Annotated in this window: 16 protein-coding genes; 13 read left to right on the forward strand and 3 right to left on the reverse strand. The window is 53.0% G+C overall.

Features of this window, described 5'->3' with window-relative positions; genetic code table 11:
- Positions 1-4: 4 nt before the first annotated feature.
- The 8 genes from I8J30_RS18340 to I8J30_RS33755 all read left to right on the forward strand — a co-directional run bounded on the left by I8J30_RS18340 (position 5) and on the right by I8J30_RS33755 (position 9,534).
- A complete protein-coding gene (locus I8J30_RS18340; protein WP_210660457.1) occupies positions 5-1,573 on the forward strand; it encodes a response regulator transcription factor in 1,569 nt (522 codons plus the stop codon).
- A gap of 107 nt (positions 1,574-1,680) precedes the next feature.
- Positions 1,681-3,099: an ABC transporter substrate-binding protein gene (locus I8J30_RS18345; RefSeq protein ID WP_210660459.1), complete on the forward strand. Its 1,419-nt coding sequence runs from the start codon at positions 1,681-1,683 to the stop codon at positions 3,097-3,099.
- 106 nt (positions 3,100-3,205) lie between these two features.
- Positions 3,206-4,084 (forward strand): carbohydrate ABC transporter permease, encoded by an 879-nt coding sequence (locus I8J30_RS18350; RefSeq protein WP_210660461.1) that lies wholly within the window; start codon positions 3,206-3,208, stop codon positions 4,082-4,084.
- Between the two features lies 1 nt (position 4,085).
- The gene (locus tag I8J30_RS18355; RefSeq protein ID WP_210660463.1) at positions 4,086-4,913 is read left to right on the forward strand and encodes a carbohydrate ABC transporter permease; all 828 of its coding nucleotides are present in this window, start codon (positions 4,086-4,088) and stop codon (positions 4,911-4,913) included.
- Between the two features lie 622 nt (positions 4,914-5,535).
- Positions 5,536-5,853 carry a hypothetical protein gene (locus I8J30_RS18360; RefSeq protein ID WP_210660465.1) on the forward strand — a complete coding sequence of 106 codons (318 nt, stop codon included), beginning with the start codon at positions 5,536-5,538 and terminating at the stop codon, positions 5,851-5,853.
- Positions 5,840-6,931: a glycoside hydrolase family 99-like domain-containing protein gene (locus tag I8J30_RS18365; RefSeq protein ID WP_210660467.1), complete on the forward strand. Its 1,092-nt coding sequence runs from the start codon at positions 5,840-5,842 to the stop codon at positions 6,929-6,931. Before I8J30_RS18360 ends, I8J30_RS18365 begins: the two co-directional genes overlap by 14 nt.
- Positions 6,932-7,065: 134 nt before the next feature.
- Positions 7,066-8,019: a hypothetical protein gene (locus I8J30_RS18370; RefSeq protein WP_210660469.1), complete on the forward strand. Its 954-nt coding sequence runs from the start codon at positions 7,066-7,068 to the stop codon at positions 8,017-8,019.
- 240 nt (positions 8,020-8,259) lie between these two features.
- Positions 8,260-9,534: a collagen-like protein gene (locus I8J30_RS33755; protein WP_276316154.1), complete on the forward strand. Its 1,275-nt coding sequence runs from the start codon at positions 8,260-8,262 to the stop codon at positions 9,532-9,534.
- 71 nt (positions 9,535-9,605) lie between these two features.
- On the opposite strand, the gene I8J30_RS18380 is transcribed toward I8J30_RS33755, so the two are convergent.
- The 3 genes from I8J30_RS18380 to I8J30_RS18390 form a co-directional block, all read right to left on the reverse strand.
- Entirely contained in the window at positions 9,606-10,607 is a 1,002-nt protein-coding gene (locus tag I8J30_RS18380; protein ID WP_210660472.1) for an NAD-dependent epimerase/dehydratase family protein, read from the reverse strand.
- Between the two features lie 122 nt (positions 10,608-10,729).
- Positions 10,730-11,881: a ParB/RepB/Spo0J family partition protein gene (locus tag I8J30_RS18385; RefSeq protein WP_210660474.1), complete on the reverse strand. Its 1,152-nt coding sequence runs from the start codon at positions 11,879-11,881 to the stop codon at positions 10,730-10,732.
- 82 nt (positions 11,882-11,963) lie between these two features.
- A complete protein-coding gene (locus I8J30_RS18390; protein WP_210660476.1) occupies positions 11,964-13,004 on the reverse strand; it encodes a YheC/YheD family endospore coat-associated protein in 1,041 nt (346 codons plus the stop codon).
- Between the two features lie 204 nt (positions 13,005-13,208).
- Between I8J30_RS18390 and I8J30_RS18395 the strand changes: the two genes are divergently transcribed.
- From I8J30_RS18395 to I8J30_RS18415, 5 genes are all read left to right on the forward strand, one after another.
- On the forward strand, positions 13,209-14,135 hold the full coding sequence (locus I8J30_RS18395) for a hypothetical protein (RefSeq protein ID WP_210660478.1): 927 nt from the start codon (positions 13,209-13,211) through the stop codon (positions 14,133-14,135).
- Positions 14,136-14,341: 206 nt separating this feature from the next.
- A complete protein-coding gene (locus I8J30_RS18400; protein WP_210660487.1) occupies positions 14,342-15,169 on the forward strand; it encodes a sugar phosphate isomerase/epimerase family protein in 828 nt (275 codons plus the stop codon).
- Between the two features lie 16 nt (positions 15,170-15,185).
- Complete coding sequence (locus I8J30_RS18405; protein ID WP_210660495.1) at positions 15,186-16,061, forward strand: VOC family protein; 876 nt, start codon at positions 15,186-15,188, stop codon at positions 16,059-16,061.
- A 202-nt stretch (positions 16,062-16,263) separates the two neighbouring features.
- Positions 16,264-18,012 (forward strand): ABC transporter ATP-binding protein, encoded by a 1,749-nt coding sequence (locus I8J30_RS18410; RefSeq protein ID WP_210660503.1) that lies wholly within the window; start codon positions 16,264-16,266, stop codon positions 18,010-18,012.
- On the forward strand, positions 18,005-19,903 hold the full coding sequence (locus tag I8J30_RS18415; RefSeq protein ID WP_240548174.1) for an ABC transporter ATP-binding protein: 1,899 nt from the start codon (positions 18,005-18,007) through the stop codon (positions 19,901-19,903). Before I8J30_RS18410 ends, I8J30_RS18415 begins: the two co-directional genes overlap by 8 nt.
- The last annotated feature ends 69 nt before the right edge of the window (positions 19,904-19,972 follow it).

Raw genomic sequence — 19,972 nt, forward strand, 5'->3', positions numbered from 1 at the left:
GCACATGCGGATTATGATTGTGGATGATGAACGCGAGATTCGCGAGTTTCTGGCCGGTATGGAAGGCTGGGCTGCGATTGGCTGCGAGGTGGCGTGGTCGGCGGCTAACGGAGAAGAAGCGCTCGGCATGCTGAACGCTTGCACCTCGCTTCCGGACGTCATTATTACCGATATTCGGATGCCCGTTATGGATGGCATTACGTTCGCGGAGCATGTGCGCAGGCGGTATGCCGACATGCCGATTATATTTCTGACGGCCTATCATGAGTTCGACTATGCCCGGCAAGCGGTGAAGCTGGGCGTTTCGGATTTCATGACGAAACCGTTCCTGCCGGAGGAGCTGATCCGCACGGTCGAATCGCTGCGTGAGCATGAGCCGATGCTGGCGGGCTGGCGTGAGCATGATCAGTTCTTCGAGCTGCTGGCAGATGAACAGCATTCAGCAGCCTATAAGCAGCAGTGGCTGCAAGGAAGCGGCTTGCAGGACGGCGAGTTCATCCTGCTGTATGCAGAGCTTGATGCGCCGCGCAACTCGGATAACGAGCATTTTCCGTTTGCGGCGGCACATCTGCGCGGACAAATCGAAACGGCTGCCGGGGGCGTCGGCCTGCAGGGCTGGACGGCGTCATCGGCAAGCGGGATCTACTTGTTCGTGCCGCTAAGGCAGCAAACCGGACTTACCGCCGGCCGCGAGCAATTGATGGCCTTCGCCAAGGAGATCACATCGGTTAGCGCTTCTCGCGCCATGTCGTTGTCGGTCGGCATCAGCCAGATCTTCCCGACCTTCTGCCGGCTGCCCGAGGCGCTGCGCCAAGTGAAGAAATGCATGGAGTACCGCATGCTGCTCGGCAAGAACTCCGTCATTGCCTACGATGCGATGGAATCGTTCCTGACGGAGAAAGAGAAGGAAACCGGCGCATCGCTTAGTCTGATTGCGGATGCGCTGCGAAGCAACGATCCCGAGAAGATTCGCGCACTGCTGAAGGACTCTTATCGCAGCATGCTCTCCGTCGGAGCAAGCAAGAAGGACATGCAGCATTATGCGCTTCATCTCATTGAGAAAGCAGAGGCGGCGCTTGCGGATCTCGGCATTCGTCCTTCGCACGGCATGTCCGTCGACATTCGCGAGAAGCTGATCAAAGCCGTGCTGCTGACTGACATCATGAAGGAGCTGGAGCGTCAGCTCATTGCCTATCAAGTCTTCATGCAGCAGGAGTTGCAGGATTCACCGCTGAAGGTGATCTCGGACGTGAAGCAGATTATCCGCGAACGGTTCGCGGAGGAGCTGACGCTGCAGGCTGTGGCGAATAAGCTGAACGTCAACTACTCGTACTTGAGCCGGCTGATCAAGAAGGAAACCGGCCATAATTTTACCGATATGCTGTGGGATTACCGGATCGAGGCGGCCAAGACGAAGCTGCTTCGCGAGGATCTCAAAACCTATGAGGTTGCCTATGCGGTCGGCTTTAAGGACACGGCCCATTTCAGCTTCATGTTCAAGAAGAAGGTTGGTCTCTCTCCGAGTGCCTATCGCGCGCATGTAAGGGGCGGGCAAGGACTCGCGGAGGAATAAGAAAGCAATTCCAGCATAGAAACGGTAAAATGCAGCTATCCTCTCCCTATCATGAAAGCGCTACACTTAACTTGTGAGATATTAAGAGAGAAGAGGGTGTTGTGGCAATGAAGCTCAAAGGACTATCAGCGCTGGCGGGGGTTCTGCTGCTGACAACGGTTATGTCAGCTTGCGGAAATTCAAACAACAACGAGGGCAGTACAGCGACGAACAACAGCAGTACAACAACCGATACCACTACGAATACGGCTGCTACGAATGATACGAGTACCAATGAAGCGGCTACTAACGAACCGGCTGCACCTGCTGCCAATGACAAGGAGTTCACGATCCGCGTCGGCGCTTGGTTCCTTGATGATCGCCCGCACATGGTGGCTTTCAAGAAAGCCGTTGAAGAAGGTTATGCGAAGCTGTATCCGAAAGCGACGATCCAATGGGATGTCGTACTCGGCGCTACTTATTTCGATAAGCTGAAAGCGCAATTCGCTTCGGGCTCCGCACCGGATGTCGTGTTCTACCAAGGGGTAGATTTTGCAAAATCCGGCAACCTGCTCGATCTCTCCGCAGAGCCATGGGTTCCGCGTCTGAACGACGGCGGTCAGAAGGATTTCCAAACCCACGCGGACGGCAAAACATTCGGCGTACCAATGGGTCTATCCATCGGCGGCGGCGTTTGGTATAACAAGAAAATTTTCTCCGACCTTAGCATTACTCCTCCGAAAACAACGCAAGAGCTGTTCGACGCCGCCGAGAAAATCAAAGGCGCCGGCAAAACGCCGATTACGCTCGGCTTCAAGGATCAGTGGACGGCGCAGCTCTTCTTCACGAACTGGATGAGCTCCTACCAACTGAGCGATCCGACGCTCGGCAAGAAAATTTACAACGGCGAAGTGAAAATCAACGAGGATCCGACGATTCAGAAGGTGTATTCCAACTTCGAAACGATGAAATCCAAAGGCTACTTTAACAAAAACGCGATCAGCATCGACTGGCCGCAATCCGGTCAAATGTTCGCTTCCGGCGAAGCTGCCATGATCGTTCAAGGTCCTTGGATGCCCGGTGCCAACGCGGATAACATCTCCAAAGGCGGCTTCGAACCGTTCGATATCGGCTACTTCCCGCTCGCGAACGACGAAGGCAAAGTGGCAATGGGCCTCGGCAGCAACGAAGCGCTCGGTATCAATGCGAAGACCGAACTGCTGCAGGAATCCAAAGATTTGATCAACCTCATGACGACGCAAGACATTATCAGCCCGTTCATGAAAGGTGACGGCGCACTTACTTCCTTCACCGATGTAACGGTTAAATACGACGATCCGGCTATGGATGCCGTTCAAGAAGCGGTTGCGAACAGCACGGTCGTTACTTCGAACATCACCAGCTACATCCCGGCGAGCGCGACTACGAACATGCTTGATCTGCTCACTAAGGTTGTATCCGGTATCAAATTTAACCCGGATGATCTGAAAGCCGCACAAAGCAGCTTCGAGAAAGACAAAGCGACTGTAACTCCGCCTGCAGAATAAGCACGGAGTCCTTCTAACCACGCAGCAGCATCCACAGTACGATGAACACGTTCAGCCGCAAGGCTGAACGTGTTTTACAAAGTCCAACCTGAGTAGGTGAAGCCTAATGAGTTTGAATCGCAAGCAATACTGGATCGCCTGCTTGTTTCTGGTGCCGGCGCTTGCCATCTTCGGCATGTTTTTCTATTATCCGTTCCTGCAGAGCATCTACTATTCCTTCACCGAGTGGAACGGGATTAAAGCGCCGCGTTATATCGGACTCGACAACTACAAGTATTTGTTTCAGGATGTGCAAATGCTTGATGGCATGATGAATACGCTCAAAATGGTTCTGTTTGGCCTAGTCGTACAAAACCCGCTGGCTCTGTTGCTGGCCGTATTGCTCAATCGGAAATTTCGGACACGCGGCTTTCTGCGTACCTCTTTCTATTTACCGGTCATTATCAGCCTTGTTGTTACCTCGGTTGTATGGGGCGAGCTGCTGAAGTATGACGGCTTTATCAACGGCATTCTGCAGCCCATCATTGGCGAGGCGAATGTGCAGGACTGGCTTGGCACGGTGTATACGTCATTCCCGACGATTATTCTGCTGACGCAGTGGCAGGCCATTGGGTATTGCGCGTTGATTTATCTCGCCGGCCTTCAGGCGATACCGGCAGATATTTACGAGGCTGCGGATATGGAAGGCGCGAAAGGGTTTGCCTTGTTCCGCATGATAACCTTCCCAATGCTGATGCCGTCCGTGACGATCGTGTTGTTTCTGACCATCGTAGGCGCGCTTCGCCTGTTCGATCTGCCTTTCTTGCTGACGAATGGCGGGCCGGGCTCGTCTTCATACACGCTGTTTCTGGCTGTCTATAATGCGGCCTTCAAGAATCAGAGCTACGGGTATGCGACGGCTGCGGGCATTGTGCTGGCAGTCTTCATTATCATCGTAACCGTCATTCAGCTCAGCATCACGCGGCGCAGGGAGGTTGAGCTATAGCATGGGACTGAATAAGAGGCCCTCGATTGTGCTTGAGGTACTGTTGTTTATAGCTGCTTTATGCTTCTTGTTCCCGGTCTTCTTCCTGGTGGAGATGAGCTTCAAGGAGCCGCGTTATTTCTTCAAACCCTATGAGCTGCCTCATAGCTTATATCTGGACTATTACAAATCGGCCTTCACCGATATGGCGTTCTTCCGCGGGTTATCCAACACGCTGCTGGTTACGGCAGGTGCGCTTGGGCTCACCATTCTGGTAGCCTCGATGGCGGGTTATGTGCTGTCGCGCAGGCCGGAGAAGCTGTTTCGCTTCGCCTACCTGTTCTTCCTCTCCGGGATGGTTATTCCGACGATGGGCTCGCTCATTCCGCTCTTTACGATGGCGGTCGATATTCATCTGATGAATACACATACGCTGCTCGTGCTTATCTATACGGCGGGATTCATCCCGTTCGCGTCGTTTCTGTATGCGGCGTTTACGAAGTCGATTCCGAGGGAACTGGAGGAGTCGGCGAGCTTAGACGGCTGCGGGCCGTTTCGGCTGTATTGGCGGATTATTTTCCCGCTGCTGCTGCCGGCCACGGGTACGTTTATCGTGACGAATGTGTACGGGGTATGGAATGATTTTCTGACCCCGCTCATCTTTCTCAACCAGCCGGAAAAAATGACCCTCATGCCGCAAATCGTCCAGTTCATGTTCAACAAACAATCCGTCAACTACGGCCCCGTGTTCGCCGTCAGCGTACTGGCGGTGCTGCCGCTCGTCGTGCTGTTCGCGTTCACGCAGAAGTACATGCTCCGCGGCTTAACCGCGGGAGCGGTGAAAGGGTAGGGCAGCTTGTCGCGGTGGAGCGGGAAGTCGCTGGCCGCGGGGAGATTGCGCTAACCGCGGGGGAATGCCGCCGGCCGATGGGGGATCGGGATCGCTAACCGCGAGTAAAGCCGCCGAGTGAGGGGATTGGCTAGCCGCGAGGCGCGAGGAAGGCTGTTCGCCGCTAGCGGGAAAAGCCCCCAATGTGGAGAACGCCGCCGCTAATCGCATGAAGCGGCGATGAGTTGCTCAGGGAGCAACACATTGGTGGAATAGTGGCTATTTAGGTGGAAAAGTAGCTCTGGGAGCAACTCATCGATGGAAAAGTAGCAGATTTGGATGTAAGAGAGGTAACAGTTACCTCTCTTTAATGGGAAACCGGCGAAAAGAGATCAAGAGAGGTACTAGTTACCTCTCATTGGCGGGCAATGTGCAAGAAGTGCACCGATAGATCTACTTTAGCGAAAGTGAGCCCAATTCGGAGCAAGAAGCTCACAAGGAGATCTACATTAGCAAGAAAGAGCTCAATTCGGAGCAAGAAGCACACCGGGAGATCTACTTTAGCGAAAGTGAGCTCAATTCGGAGAAAGAAGCTCACGAGGAGATCTACATTAGCAAGAAAGAGCTCAATTCAGAGCAGGAAGTGCACCGGGAGATCTACTTTAGCGAAAGTGAGCCCAATTCGGAGCAAGAAGCTCACAAGGAGATCTACATTAGCAAGAAAGAGCTCAATTCGGAGCAAGAAGCACACCGGGAGATCTACTTTAGCGAAAGTGAGCCCAATTCGGAGCAAGAAGCTCACAAGGAGATCTACATTAGCAAGGAAGAGCTCAATTCGGAGCAGGAAGTGCACCGGGAGATCTACTTTAGCGGACCAGCGGAGAAGTTACTTAGAAGAGGCGTACCGCGCGCGCGACAAGTATATACGCAGGAGGCGATGATCAGTTATGGCAGAGCATAACCAACCGTACGAAGTTGCGGTGTACTATTTTCCACAGTGGCATCCGGATCCGAAGAATGAGGCGACCAAAGGCGAAGGCTGGACGGAGTGGCCGTCGCTTCGGGTGGCGAAGCCGGTATTCCCCGGGCACGAGCAGCCGAAGGTACCGCTCTGGGGCGAGCTTGACGAGTCCGATCCTGCGGTTTCGGAGAAGCAGATCGATGCGGCAGCGGATCACGGCATCACCTCTTTCATCTATGATTGGTACTGGGATATGGGCGGCGGCGAAGGACCGTTCCTGCATCGAGCGTTGGAGGATGGGTTCCTGCAAGCGCCTAATCGCGACCGGCTGCGTTTTGGCATCATGTGGGCGAATCACAATGAAGTATCGCGCGAGCGGTTCGATGCGATGACGGACTATTTAATTATCCGATATTTTAACGAGCCTAATTTTCTCAAGATCGAAGGTAAACTCTACTTCTCCATCTACGAGTGCCACACCTTGATCAAAGGACTCGGCGGTATCGCGGAAACGAGAGAGGCGCTCCAGTCCTTCCGGGAGAAAACGCGCGAGGCCGGCTGCGGCGAGCTTCATCTCAATCTGGTGGAGTGGGGGTTAAACGAAGCTAATCGTGACATCATCGGACCGGACACGAATGAGCTGGTCCGCACGTTAAGTATTGATAGTGTGACTTCCTACGTGTGGATTCACCATGTGGAGCCGGCGTCGTTCCCGGATTCCCCATACGCAGATTGCGCCTCGGAGGCAGTAGCCAAGTGGTCCGAGTTCCGCGATGCGTTCGAGGTGCCCTACTATCCGAATTCGACGATGGGCTGGGACCCATCGCCACGCTGCAGACAAGATATTCCGCTTGTGCGCGGCGAATATCCGTACACGCCTATCCTGACCGGCAATACTCCGGAGGCGTTCGAGGCCAATCTTCAAGAGGTCAAAGACTATCTCGATCAATCTAACCTCGCCACACGCATGTTCACCATTTACGCCTGGAACGAGTGGACCGAGGGCGGCTACCTGGAGCCGGATACGATTCATGGCATGAAGTACCTCGAAGCGATCCGCAATGTGTTCGGCAAATAACCATACCATATGCGTTAAAAACACGGTTCCTAAGGGAACCGTGTTTTTTTGCAATTTTCTGATTAATGTATTCCCAATTGTCCTCGATGTGGAGTATACTCAGCTTTAAAAACATTCGTGAGGGGGGCCAACCCATGTCTACGCAAAATAAATCCGATCGAGGGGAGCTCAAGCGAATTTTCCGCGAATTGGGGCAAGAGGAGCTCGTGGAGGTATTGTCCGAGCGCATGTCCGGCTCGGACCTGAGCACGCTGCTGCTGGAAGTATTTAGGCAGCGCACCGCCATGCGCCAACCAAGCGAGCTGCTCCGCAGTTACAAGGAGAACCGCTTCGTGAAGCCGGCGGTTGTTGATCCGCTTGCGCTGAAGCAGCTGGAGCTCGATCTGCTGCGGATCGCGCAGCAGCAAGCTTACGAGCCGGTGCAGCTATCGCCTGTAGCGCCGCTTGGCTCCTGCTCCATCGTAGCGCCGGCGGATCAGAACAAAATCATCTCCGCCCTCCGAGGCACCGAGGTCGTCGCCGATGTGACCAACCTGCTGGCCCTCTATATCGCGGACGGCCTCAAGTCCGGCGAGCTGAGCAACGCACCGGAACTGCTGCGATATTGCACGACGCACCGCCATGTGCGGGCGCAGAAATTCCCGGATGCGCCGGGCATGCTGCCGCATTTTGGCCTCTATGCGATGGTGACCTCCGGGAAGGACAGAGGCTCCTATACATTCGAGAAACAGGCCGTATGGGAGCATATCGCATTGTTCCGAGAGATGTTCCGCGCACAATTCGGTGGAGCGGAGATCGAGGTCATCATGAACGCTCGACCTGGCTACACCGATCCAGAAGGGCTGAACAGCCGACTAATACAACATATCAGAGAGCAAGCGCCGGAGCTGGCGGTCACCGTGAACAGTGAGCCGTCGGACAATGCCTACTACAAAGGACTTCAATTCACGATCAAAACGATCATCAACGGCAAGGTGCATTACATTGGCGATGGCGGTTTCGTCGATTGGACCCAGCAGCTGATAGGCAGCAAGAAAGAGCGCATGCTGATCAGCGCCATCGGACTCGACCGGCTGCTGCTTGACTAAACAAGCATAACTACATATAGAGGGTTGGAAGATAAATAACTCGACCTGTGATATAAAGCACATTTTTTTATATTGGCACCCAAGAAGAACACCTACCTAGACAAACTCCATAATATGAACAAAATGGAAATTTAGGTGGCTAAATAAATGCACAAATCGAACAGAAAGAGTTGTAAAGCAGGCCGTCTTAAAAAGAGAGACAAATGTAAAAAAGACGTCGTGAATAAAAAGAAAATTGTGATGTGTCCGCCTCCTAAAATAATCATAAATGCTCCAGTGGGAGCAACGGGTGTCAAAGGTGCAACAGGAGCGACAGGTTCAATAGGATTAACAGGTGCAACGGGAGCAACTGGTGCAAGGGGCGCAACAGGATCCACAGGTTCAATAGGACTAACAGGTTCAACGGGAGCTAGAGGCGCGATTGGATTGACCGGGCTATCTGGTGCTACCGGTGCCACTGGAGCTACTGGTTTACCAGGGGCGACCGGCCCTTCAGGTGGACCGATAGGACCGACAGGAAACACGGGTCCAACAGGAACTCCGGGACCGATTGGGCCGACCGGAGCAACCGGGTTAGCCGGAGTAAATGGAGTAACGGGTGCAACCGGATTGCAGGGATTTATCGGGGCTACCGGAGCAACAGGAACAAGAGGAGCAACAGGTGAGACTGGGGCGACAGGTGCAGGGGCTACCGGAGCAACCGGAGTGACGGGAGCAACAGGGTTAGCCGGAGTAAATGGAGTAAATGGAGTAACGGGTGCAACCGGATTGCAGGGATTTATCGGAGTAACCGGTGCTACAGGTGAGACCGGAGTAACCGGAGCGACGGGAGCAACCGGGGCAACAGGAGGGACCGGAGCAACCGGGGCAACAGGAGCAACAGGAGCGACAGGAGCAACAGGAGCAACCGGGGCGACAGGAGCAACAGGAGCAACAGGAGCAACCGGGGCGACAGGAGCAACAGGAGCGACGGGGGAAACGGGGGCAACAGGAGCAACCGGAGCAACAGGTGCTACCGGACCGACAGGAGCGACAGGAGTAACCGGAGCAACAGGAGCAACAGGTGAGACAGGAGCAACAGGAGCGACCGGAGTCTTGAACTTTGCAGATTTTTATGCGTTGATGCCTTCTGACAATGCAGCGACTGTTGCTCCTGGTACAGACGTAAGTTTTCCGCAAAATGGTCCTTCTAGTGGGACTGCTATTGCCCGAACGAGTCCCAGTACATTTAACTTATCCGCAACCGGCACTTATCAGGTGTTGTTTCAGGTAAGCGTGGACGAAGCGGGTCAATTGGATTTGACACTCAATAATGTAGAACTGCCTTATACGGTAGTTGGGCGAGCAACAGGTACTTCACAAATAATAGGAATGGCTCTTGTGCAAACGGTAGCTGCCAACTCCATACTCACGGTAAGAAATCCTACCGGCAATGCCACAGCCCTGACCATCACTCCTGTCGCTGGAGGAACAAGGCCTGTATCAGCACATCTTGTTATCACGCAACTCGCCTAGAAAATCAAAAAATAGGCATGAAAAAAGGCGAAGTCCCGGAGCATTCACTCGGGGATTTCGCCTATTTTATATTAAGCTTTGGCTGCAAGCGGCGCAAAAGCGCCGCGGTACGCTTCGATGATTTCATCTTCCCATGTCTCGTTATCGGAGTTCGGTATGCGATTCTCTTGCTTCATCACTTCGAACACCTGTCGCATCCCTTCTTCAAGGGAGACAGTCGGAACAAATTCAGGCACATCGCGCATCAGCTTCTCGCAGCTGTAGTAATCATTGTGCATGAAAATCTCTTCGCAAATGCCGAATCGGCCGGAGTCCGTGGATTTCAACGTTTGGAGCGGCACGCCGATGAGCTCGACTTCTCTGCCCAGCACTTTCATGGCCAGCTTATGATGCTGCTCCCATGTCGTGAAGCCGCGCGGTACCACGTTGTACGTTTGGCCCAGACAGTGCTTCTTGCCGAGTACGCCTGCGAATGCTTTGGCTGCATCATCGACATGCAGGAAGGAGTGAGGCGCTTTGCCGTCGCCGCAGATGAGCAGCGGCTTGCCTTTGAGAATACGGTCGATCCAAGTGAAGTCCCAAGCAACCTGACGCAAAATGCCGATTTGCGGGCCGTAGGTTGTGGAAGGTTTCAGAATCGTAACCGGGAAACCCTCGCGGTGGTAAGCTTCCATCAGCGCCGTATCGGCATCCACTTTGCCTTGGCCATAGCCGCTGATCGGACGAAGCTGGTGATCCTCGGTAACAGGCATCCACTCATATTCCACGCCATACGTACAAACGGTCGAGCATTGGACGAAATGCTGAACGCCGCGGAATGCGCGAATGCTGCTCTCAGCATCCTCGCGATTAAAGCTAATCATATCGATGGCCGCATCGAATTTCGCCTGCTGCATCGTTTGCTCGAATTTGTCGCGTTCCTGACGATCGCCATTGATGACGCGCACACCAGCGGGCAGTTCAACGCTGCTTTGACCACGGTTATAACAAGTAACCTCGTGGCCTTGTGCCACCAGAAGACGAACTATGCTTGTACTGATATTGCCGGTACCGCCTAGGATAACAACTCTCATGTCTGAACATCCTCACTCTCTCGTCTTTAATCCTGTGAAGAAAAAACCTCCTGCTAATAGTACCACAGGAGGCGGCTCGATTGGCAATCATAATCTGGCAAAAGAAACCGGGAATGATAGCGCTACCTTTCCCGAGTGGCTGCGACAGCAAGCTCGCGCAGAGACTGCCAGGCTGCTGCGCGCTGAGCGAGAGCGGCCAACGTTCCGTCGATGTCCGCGATCAGAGCTTGCAGCTCCTCGCCGGAGGCCGCGTCATCCGCCAAGCCGCTCGGCAATGGCAGCGCGGCCAGCAGCCGCCGCGCTTCCTCGCGAGCCGCCGCCGCCGCCTTAGCCGCGGCTGTGCTGCCTGCCGCCGCCGCCGTCTCGGCCGCCGCCGCGGCGAACAAATCTCCGCCGCCGATTACCGAAGTCGTCGGCCCAGGCGAGAGCGCCCCGTTCGCGGCCAGCGTCACCGCCGCAGCGGCCAGCGCTTCCGCTTCGGCCGCTCGCCGCGCTCGCTCCGCTTTCGCCTCGGCGGCGAGCTCGGCCTTCTCCGCCGCAAGCTCGGCTGCGCGTTCGCGCTCCGCCTTGTTCTGCTGCACAGTGGACCACGTCTGCAGCAGCTCATGCCCGTTCTTGTACAGCAGCTTGTCCTTCGTGCCGGACGAAATTTCCTTGTCCTTGAACAGCTTGGCGATCTTCTTCACATCGCTGACCGGCAGCGCGTCGCGGGCGATAATGAGCGCGAGCGGATCGCGATGCTCGATCGGAAGATCCTTGATCGGCAGCAGCTGATCCTCGGTGAGCTTGTCCTTGCGGATTTCCGTGCCGCTGACAATCAGCTTGCGCACGGAATTCCCGAATTTGAGCAGCTCGCATTTGTTCTTGATATAACTCTCGGGCTTGCCGAGTTTATTCGCAAGATATTTAATCGAGCTGTTGAACTTGGACTCATTCATCAGCTTGTGAAACGCTTCCGCTTCCTCGATCGGCGAGAAGCCCTCTCGCGTCAGGTTCTCCGCGATCTGCTCCAAATAAATTTCCATCTCATCGGTCACCGTCGAAACGATGCAGGGGATGGTTTCTTTGCCGAGCATTTTGCTGGCTTTATAACGCCTGTTGCCGTAAATGATTTTGTAGCGCCCGCCTGGGGTCGTTCTCACTTTAATCGGGGAGAGCAGGCCAATCTCCTCGATGCTTTTCATAAGCTCCTGAAGCGCTTCTTCATCAAACTGATAGCGCGGCTGGTCGGTATCCTCATCGATTAAATGCGTCGCAATTTGAATAATATCCATATAATTTCTCCTATCTTCACAGTAAGAGTCACCCGTATTATATACCAGGAACCATTCTGTGAAAAAGAGAACACACGGATTATCAATCAGATCGAGCAAGGTAATAGGCATATTCCAGCGGTCTGCTGTAGATGATGCCTTTGTCTTTAAACCAACGAAGGTCGTTGAACATACTTTTCTGCGGTTTCCCGTTAAGTTCGATGATCCATAGCTTTCCTGCATCGTCTAAAGCAAAATCAACGCTCAATTCGCCCAATGAACCCATATGGGCTTCTGCTGTTTGTGCAGCCGCTGCGCTTATATCATGAAGGGAGTGGAGCATCTCGTTTGTCTTCTCCGGGCTAAACAAGAGATGGAAAATTTCCGCGGCATCATAAATGAATTCGCAAACGCTCGTGTTGAAATAATCCTGATAGGCCACTCTGCATGCGATGGTGGATACCGTCCATTCACCTCGAATGTCTTTTTGAACCAGGACCCGAATATCGCAGTAACGATTATTCAGTTGACGTATGCTTACTCCCTGCTGAACCATATAGTTCTCTGATCCGAGAAGCTCATCTAACTTTTGCGCGATGTTCTCATTCGCTCGGCAAATATATTTTGGAGCCAGGGCGTTCAGGGAAATATGTGTATCCCCTGTAGTCGTTTGCTCGAGTCGATAGACGGACTTCCCTTTAAAACCATACGTTGGCTTAATATATACGATTTTATATTTCTCTATCAGCTCTGATACGCTCGCATCATTGTATAAATAAGTGTCCGGTACATAGGGGCTGAGAGGTGACTGTTTCAATAGGTTATAGAGATCCCATTTGTTGAAAAAGTTGATAGTGTTGAAGCATTTGTTCGTACCAATCACGTTCTCCAGGCGTTGAATGGTAATTGTTTTCTTGTTGAAACTGCGATTATAGACGACATGAGGAAAAGGAAACACTCCTTGTTTCCATAAGCCTTTATTTAAGCTGAGTCCATGAATACGCTGCTGCTCCCAATCAATATCCGCCGGAGTAAAGGCAAAAAGCTTCACGTTCATTTTGTCATACCGCTGATAGAGCTTCAAAATACTTTTTCGATTGATTCTCTCGGTTACTAAAATACCTACTAACGGCTGACTCTCCAATCTATCCACTCTCCCAGTCTTCGATCGCTAGTACTATTAAATGCCGGAGTGATATTTTTGATAGGGACAACAACATAATAGGTTGGAAAAATAGACATTAACTTCCACCCAATTTTAAAAATGTAGGCAACTACTCCCATCCATTTGCCGGAGGATGAATATGATGAAAACAGCTTTACTTTACTAATAGGGAGACGAGGCTATATGGGTAAACATAACTGTCCTCCGGGTCCTCCGGGACCGGAAGGACCGCGCGGGCCCCAAGGTCCTCCGGGACCTCTGGCAGAAGGAGCACAATTGCTTCAAGGGCTTGCAGGAGCCATCGGAGCCGTTGGACCCACGGGACTTGCAGGAGCGCTTGGACCAGCTGGATTAGCGGGGCTTGCAGGAGCCATTGGCGAGGCCGGACCTGCAGGTTTGGCAGGACTTGCAGGGGCACTTGGAGCAGCGGGGCTTGCCGGAGCAACTGGACCAGCGGGACCGGCAGGACCGGCAGGACCGGCAGGACCAGCCGGAGCTGCGGGAGCAGCAGGACCAGCAGGAGCAGCAGGGCCTGCTGGACCAACAGGATCAACAGGAGCTGCGGGAGCCGGAGGATTAATTCCATTTTCGACGGGGATTATCATTAGCGGTGCTACAGTCGTATCGGCTGCTCCAATTTTAATGGGCTTTGGTAGTCACACGGTTGAAGTCATTGACGGTTCCGGAGAATCGACGATGCCGCCGGAAGCAGGTGGTTTTGCTTTTCCGATTCCGTTTGCGGGTACCGTTCAGAATTTGCAAATCAGTGCCGATCTATTGGTTGCTTCTGTGGTTTCCATAAATACCCTTGGTCTGCAATATGATTTTACCGTATTCCTGGCACCGTCAGTTCCTAATAACGGGATTGATCACAGTGCTTCCCCTTACGTGACCACACCGCTAACCAGCTCGGTTCGATTCGGATTTCCGAATAATATCATTACAGCGGGCACTTTCCGTGCCGCAACGAATATCAATGTGGGTTCATTAGTAGTTGCTGCAGGCGATCGTATCGGGATTCGCATAAGGACGCTGCAGTCGACGGATCCCTCGGCAGCAGATATCACGCAACTCTCATTTAGCGCCAGTCTGTCGTATACGCCTTCTTAACAAGAATGTTAGAGTCACAGGCTATGATGGAAATTTCATCGTAGCCTGTTTTGCATGCCGCAATGCATCGGTAGCGATGGTTGGAAGTACATATGTAAAAAATGATAGATATTTTTGCCTTCCCGAAATTGGTAAATCATCCGTAATATGATACGATGTAGACATTCTTTGTTTATTTTCAATCGAGTCATGGGGAGGTTATTGGAATGTCTTATCTATCGATTAGCACGTGGAGTTTGCATCGCCTGTTAGGGCCGCTTCGGTTCACGTCGTGGAATGCCGAGACCGGGCAGCACGAGCAGAGTGTTCAGGAGCAGCCGCAGGCGTTGACCTTGCTGGAGCTTCCGGCAGAGCTCGCGAGAAGAGGGTACCAAGCAGCAGAGGTTTGCCATTTTCATTTTCCATCAACAGAACCCGACTATTTAGCGCAGCTGCGGGAAGCATTCAGCGCTGCGGCATTGTCCTTCGATACGCTGCTGCTGGATTACGGCGACTTAACGGCTGAGGACGAAGCGAAACGCGAGGCGGATATTCGCTTCATGCGCGAATGGATTGATATCGCATCGCTGGCAGGCGCGAAGCAGATTCGCATCATTGCCGGAGAGGCGAAGCCGGATCAGGAAGAAGCGATCCGCAAGTCGGCGGATGCCCTTATCGAGCTTGGCCGTTATGCCTCGGGGAAAGGCGTACGCGTCGTGTCGGAGAATTTCAAGTCGCTCACCTCAACAGGCTCATCGAGCGTTAAATTATTAGAGAACATCGGCGACGCGGCTGATTTCATTACGGATTTCGGCAATTTCGCGTTTCCTGCCAAATATGCAGAATTTGCCATGACCTTGCCTCGGAGCGTATCCGTCCATGCCAAAGCGCAGTATGACGGCGACGGATTTCCCGATCGCGAAGAATTTCTCAAATGCTTGGAAACCGTGCGTGCGGCCGAGTTTAACGGCGCAATCGTGCTTATTTATGACGGTCCCGGCGACATGTGGGCAGGGCTTGATCGGATTAAAGACATCGTAGCGGAATATTTATAGAGAAGAGGTGATCGGAATGTCCTTTGTCATTGATGCCGCAGCCCGAATCGGAATGGTCTATCTGCGAGTAAGCAATATGGAGCGTTCGCTTGCGTTCTATCGTGAGGTTATAGGGCTGCGGGTTCTCTCTCAAGGAGAAGGGACGGCGGAGCTGGGTGTGCAGGATAGTTCTGCGCCTCTGCTGCATTTGCGGGAAATCCCGCATGCGGTGCCGCGTCCGCGCCGATCAGGAGCAGGTCTGTATCATTACGCTTTGCTGGTACCGGACCGCAAATCGCTCGGTCTCGCGCTGCGCAACCTCATTGCAAGCGGCATCCACATCGGGCAGGCTGATCACTTCGTAAGCGAAGCACTCTATATCGCAGATCCCGACAACAACGGGATCGAAATCTACCGAGACCGTCCTCGCGAAGAATGGGAACGCGATGAGAAGGGGCACTATGTCATGGGCCTCGATCCGATTGATTGGGAGGGCTTGCTCGCTGAAGCCGGTGATACACCGTGGAGCGGACTGCCTGTCGGCACGACAGTGGGACATATCCATCTCCATGTCTCGGAACTGCCGACTGCGGAACATTTCTACAACGATGTGCTCGGCTTCGAGCTTGTCGCTCAAATGGCGGATTCTGCGCTCTTCATCGCCGCAGGCGGCTATCACCACCATATCGGACTCAATGTCTGGGCCGGCATCGGTGCGGAGCTTACACCGGAGAACGCACCTGGTCTCGATTATTTTGAAATCGTGCTTCCAACCGAAGTTGCGCAAATGGCGCTCTTCTCACGTTTGCAGGCTGCGAGTGTACCTCTGCAAACCAACCGCGGAACGGTCATCGTACGCGACCCGTCCGGCATTGAAATTCATCTTATCGTTCAATCGCAAGCGCCGCACTAATCGAACTGTTGTGACGCAAAGCCTCTATTATCCATCTACCTGGAAGAGGCTTTTTTGCTGAGTAAAAAGTGTAATAATTGCAAAATTTGGATAGGTGTCAGTATCCATCAGTTGCTTGATTTATATGGGGAAACACTGGTTAATTGTGTGCACATTTCTGTGTGGAGATATGCAATTAATGGTATGAGGGAGGAGCTGTTTCATGGCAAGTCAGCGAGGGTTGCTGGTGACGTATATACGTAACAACTGGTATATCTACGCGTCCGGCATTTCGTTTTCTATTGTTGCGAATTTATTCCAGGCTTATTTTCCGAAGGTGCTTGGCAATTTCACGGATCAGCTTCAACAGGGGGGGCTGACAAAAACCGCGATTTGGGATTCCAGCATGATCCTACTCTTAATCGGCATTGCCTACGGTGTGCTGGGCGGTATCGGGCAGTTTCATATTATGTATGTGGGGCGAAAGTTTGAATGGTATACACGCAGGCGGCTGTTTGGCCATTTCACCACGCTTGGCGAGCAATACTATTCGAAGAACGGCGTCGGTAAGCTGCTCAGCTATGTCATGAATGATGTAACGACCGTTCGTGAATCGATTGCGATGGGTGTCAATCAGACGGCGAACGCGGTGATGCTGATCATCTCTGTTATCGTCATGATGATTCTGAGCGACATTCCGATTTATCTGATCTTGGTTTGTATTTCGCCTCTGATTCTCATTCCATGGGTTGTCGTGCGAATTGGACCGAACATCCGTAAGCGCTCTCTTGCCGTACAGGAGTCACTGGGCGCGATGACGGAATCGGCGGAAGAACAGTTCGGCGGCATTCGCGTGACGAAGAAATTCGCCGTAGAGGACATCATGAACGAGCGGTTCGGCAAATCAGTAGACCGCATCATGGATAACCAGCTGAAGCTGGTGCGCATCTCGTCTTATTTTCAAGCTCTCATTCCTTTTTTGGGGGCACTTTCCCTCATCATTACGCTGGCTTATGGCGGATATCTGGCACTTGACGGCACGATTACGCTCGGTAATTTCGTTGCCCTTACGCTCTACGTTCGGATGATGGTTAACCCGCTGCAGGCGATCGGCAATGTCATTAATACGATTCAGCGTTCTCGCGCATCTGTGGAACGATTGAATGATCTGCTGAATAAGCAGCCGGAAATCAAAGAAGAGCCTTCGGCGGTGGAGGTCGATTGGCAGCGCGAGACGCTCTCGATCAACGATTTGTCCTTCGCCTATCCGGATTCTCCGGAAGAGGCGCTTAAGCATATTTCGCTTCAGGTGACACCGGGCAAGACCATCGGCATCGTAGGGAAAACCGGTTCCGGCAAAACAACACTCACCAAGCTGCTGCTTCGCGTGTACGATCCTCCTCTCGGGACTGTAACGATTGGCGATAAGGATTTGCGCAGCGTGAAGCTTGAGAATTTACGCGGCGGCATTGCCTATGTTCCGCAGGACGGGTTCCTGTTCAGCTCGACGATTCGAGACAACATTTCGTTCTACAAACGCAGCGCGGAGCTGGCCCAAGTAGAGAAGGCGGCGCGGCATGCTAAGATTCACGAGAGCATCATGTCGTTTCCCGATGGCTTCGAGACGAAGCTTGGCGAGCGCGGCGTTACCCTCTCGGGAGGACAACGCCAGCGGACAGCGCTTGCGCGCGGCATGATGATGGATGCGCCGATTCTCATTCTGGATGACAGCGTAAGCGCCGTCGATGCCGTAACGGAAACCGCCATTATTGATACGATCCGGAAGAAACGTCAGAACAAAACGACAATCATTATCGCTCACCGGATCAGCGCGCTCAAACATGCCGATGAAATCATCGTGCTGGACGAGGGCCGGATTGTGCAGCGGGGAACGCATGGGTCACTGCTTGCGCAGGGCGGCATCTATGCCATGCTCCATGCCATTCAGGAGGAGGGAAGCGGCGTTGGCTAAACTAATTACGAATGGGCAACTAGATGCAAGAACGGACATCCCGTTATCGCCAAGCAAAGAGAGTAACAAGGAAGCGTACAAGGGGCTTATCGGGTATGCGAAGCCGTATCGACTGACCTTTCTGGCCGTGTTCGGCTGTATTATCGTTGCGATCGCGGCAGATTTGCTGCAGCCTTACCTAGTTAAGATTGCGATTGATGATCATCTGATGAAGGGCGATCGCAGCCCGAATACGCTTTTTCTCATCGCCGGCCTTTATCTTCTTCTTTCCGTTGCAGGATTTGTGTTTACCTTCTTGCAAAATAATCTGCTTCAGAAAGCCGCACAGGGCATTGTGGCTGCGATTCGCAAGAAGCTGTTCCGCCATATCTCGAAGCAGTCCATGTCGTATTTCGACCGTGTGCCAAGCGGCAGTCTCATCACGCATGTGTCGAGCGATACCGAGTCGCTCAACCAGTTCTTCTCGCAAGTGCTGCTCAGCGTGCTCCGTGACGGCCTGACGCTGGTGTTCATTATCGCGTTAATGTTTCAACTCGATGTAAGGATGACGCTCTACTGCCTTATTTTGCTGCCGATCATCGCACTGAATGCGATCGCATTCCGTTCCTATATGCATAAGACCTATCAGATGACGAGAACCAATCTGTCGAGGATGGTTGCGTTTGTTGCGGAGAATTTGGCAGGAATGCGCATCATCCAAGTGTTCCATCAGGAGAGAGAGCAGCAGAAGCAGTTCGATGAGAAGAATCGGCTCTACTTCCGCTCCAATCTGCGGGAGATTCGGACGAACGTGCTGTTTAACCGCTCTTTCGAAATGATGGGCAACCTGTCCGTTGCTTTCGTCACGTGGCTTGGCGGGAATGCTGTGCTTGGCGAAAGTTTGCCGTTTGGCGTACTCTTCGCCTTCATTACGTACATTCGTCAATTCTTCCAACCGATCAATAATATCTCGCAGCAGTGGAATACGCTTCAATCCGCAACGGTATCATTAAACCGGATTTGGGGAATATTCGGAACGGTGCCGGAAGTGCGGGATGCCGAGAAAGTGCGAGGCGTGGATGCTTCCGCTGTGAAGGGGCAGATTGATTTTGACGGCGTGAAATTCGGCTACAAGGATGGATTAACGGTCATTCATCACCTGGATTTGCATGTGAAGCCGGGTGAAATGATCGGGATCGTCGGGACTACGGGTGCTGGCAAAAGCTCACTCATCAGTTTGCTCTGCCGATTCTACGATGTGCAGGAAGGCCGCGTCACGATTGACGGCACCGACGTTCGCGAGCTGCCGCAGGAGACGCTTCATCGGTTGATCGGTTTGGTGCAGCAGGAGCCGTATCTCTATTCCGGCAGCATCATCGACAACGTGAGGCTGTTTGACGAGACGATTACGAGGGAGCAAGTCATGGAGGCCTGCCGACTCGTAGGCGTAGATACGCTGATCGGACGGATGAAGGACGGCTATGATACGCGCTTATCTGAGCGGGGGAGCGGGCTCTCCGCCGGGGAGCGCCAGCTGATTTCATTCGCGAGAATTATCGTGTTCAAGCCGAAGATTCTCATCCTCGACGAAGCAACGGCCAACTTGGATTCGCATTCCGAACAGCTCATTCAAGAGGCATTGACGCTCGTGTCCCAAGGACGAACGACGATGGTTATCGCGCATCGGTTATCCACTATTATGGGGGCAGACCGGATTATCGTCATGAAGCAGGGCGAGATCGTGGAGGAAGGCAACCATAAGGAGCTGCTCGCGCGAGGCGGGTATTACGAGGAGCTGTACCGACACTCGCAAGGACAGAAAGTGCAGCAGCTTACCGCGGGAGCTGCAGGCGGCACCGGCGGTGTCGCGACTCCGAAGAAGAAGAGCTGCGGAGTAGGGCAACGGGGATAACTATGGCAGTTATCCCCAGAGTGTTGGTGGAATGTGGATAGTTTGTGAGTAAAGCTGTGGATAGTGAAG

Source organism: Paenibacillus lignilyticus (assembly GCF_017942085.1).
Classification (GTDB): domain Bacteria; phylum Bacillota; class Bacilli; order Paenibacillales; family Paenibacillaceae; genus Paenibacillus_Z; species Paenibacillus_Z lignilyticus.